Source organism: Armatimonas sp., from assembly GCF_031410135.1.
Lineage (GTDB): Bacteria > Armatimonadota > Armatimonadia > Armatimonadales > Armatimonadaceae > Armatimonas.
In genome coordinates, this window is record NZ_JANNYP010000815.1 from 1 (window position 1) to 2,043 (window position 2,043).

At 62.5% G+C, this 2,043-nt stretch carries 2 protein-coding genes; both read left to right on the plus strand.

The annotated features are described in order from the left end of the window. Positions 1-448, plus strand: a 448-nt coding sequence (locus RMO15_RS29785) for a CYTH domain-containing protein (protein ID WP_309721738.1), incomplete at its 5' end; no start/stop codon positions are given. A 49-nt stretch (positions 449-497) separates the two neighbouring features. Next, positions 498-1,946, plus strand: a complete 1,449-nt coding sequence (locus RMO15_RS29790) for a HEAT repeat domain-containing protein (protein WP_309721741.1) — start codon at positions 498-500, stop codon at positions 1,944-1,946. Positions 1,947-2,043 lie beyond the last annotated feature (97 nt).

Genomic DNA, 2,043 nt, shown 5'->3' on the forward strand with positions numbered 1-2,043 from the left:
TCTAGTGATCGGGACGGACTGGCAGAGCGCCACGCCGACCTACTACTGCCAAGGCTACCTCAACCGCGACAAGCACCGAACCGTGCGTGTCCGGGTGGCGGGGGAGCACGGCTTTCTCACGGTGAAGGGCCTCACCACGGGAGCGAGCCGGGCGGAGTTTGAGTACGCAATTCCTTTGGACGATGCCAAAGCGCTCCTCGCACTCTGCGACGGGCCACTGGTGGAGAAGATGCGTCATATTGTCGAGCACGCAGGGCTGCGCTGGGAGATCGACGCATTTCTTGGGGACAATGTGGGGCTCGTGGTCGCGGAGATTGAGCTAGAGTCTGAGGCGCAAGCGATCACGCTGCCCGAATGGATCGGTGCGGAGATCACCGACGATGCGCGGTACTACAACTCGAACCTTTCGATCTTGCCGTACAAACACTGGGACACGATCTCCGCTTGATCGTCTACAGCTGAAATCTGCTATCATTCTCACAAGCTTTCGGTGGGGAATGGTGAAGGAGTCTAAGCAGATGGGTTTGGATGCGTTTCTTTTTGATGATGCAGCGATGCGCAATTTTATCGTCAACGGTTACTGTGTGCTGAAGGTAGATCTTCCGGCTTCGTTTCATGAGCAGGTCTTTGAGAAGACGAAGAAGATTCTGGCCGAGGAGGGCAACCCGGGCAACAATATTCTGCCACGCATCCCCGAGGTGCAGGAGGTCTTCGATGCGCCTGCGGTAAAGGGCGCACTGACGAGCATTCTGGGACCTTCCTACGTGATGCACGTGCACCGGTTCGCGCATCCTAACGGGCCGGGCGGCAATGGCGGCGGCTGGCATAAAGATAGCTACTGGGGCTACTCCAAGGTGCGCGACCACCATCCGCGCTGGATCATGGCGATGTACTATCCCCAGGATGCTCCCCCCGAGATCGGGCCGACGGGCGCGATTCCGGGGAGCCAGTACTACGAGTCGCGGGTGGCGAGTCTGCCGCTGAGTGCCGATGTCGCCGCGCTCGATCCCGACGGCATTGGGTTTCCCGTGGCGGGCGAGGCGGGGAGTGTGATTCTGATTCACTTCGATCTCTGGCACCGGGCGTTTCCCAACCACACCGACAGAGAGCGCTACATGTTCAAGTTCCAGTTCACGCGCCTCGATGAGCCGATGCCCAACCGGGCGCACTGGAAGCGTGAGTCGGCAGAGATTCCCCTGAGCGCGGAGCAAGCTGAAAATCCCCGCAGCCCCCTCTGGCGGCAGATGTGGCACTGGCTGGCAGGTGAGACGGCGTGGGAGACCGAGGGCGATGCTGAGGCGCTGAAAACCGCACTCTGGGATAGCTCGGAGGAGACGCGCCTGAGTGCGGCTTACACGCTCGGGGGCCTTGGTGCGGCAGGCGTGGCGGTTTTGCGTGAGGGGCTCCTGTACGACGGCGAGCGCGACGAGGTGCGCCGCGCGGCATGCTACGGCCTGAGTGTGGCGGGGGTGGCAGCGCTTCCCACGCTCACCGAAGCACTTTCCTCGGAGAGTGAGCGCACGCGAGGCTATTCGGTCTATGCGCTGGGCGATCTGGGAGCCCGTGCGGCGGAGACGCTCCCGGCACTGACGGCACTCACCGACGATCCCTCGGCGTTTGTGCGACGGCAGCTCGCCGATGCTCTAGGGCAGATCAAGAGCCAGCCAGATCTCTCCGTGCCCGCACTGACCTGCTTGCTGAAAGATCCCGATGGCCAGACGCGCTTCAATGCGGCCTACGGACTGGCGAAGTTTCGGGAGAAAGCCGTCGCTGCCGTCCCCGCACTCACGGAAGCCCTGGCTGACGAGAACCGCTATGTGCGTGGCCACGCCACGATTGCACTGGAGCAGCTCGGCTCCGCGTCGCCTGAGGCCCTCAAGACCCTGATCCACCACTTCCACACCACACGCTGGTGCCCGATCACGACTCGCGAGAGCACGTTCTAACCGTGCCTACCGCTCGCTCCCTTCGGGTGCCGCTGGCAGGGCAAGGTCGCAACGCCATCAAGCACTCCTGGCCCAGTATCGGCTGCTGGTTCTGGAC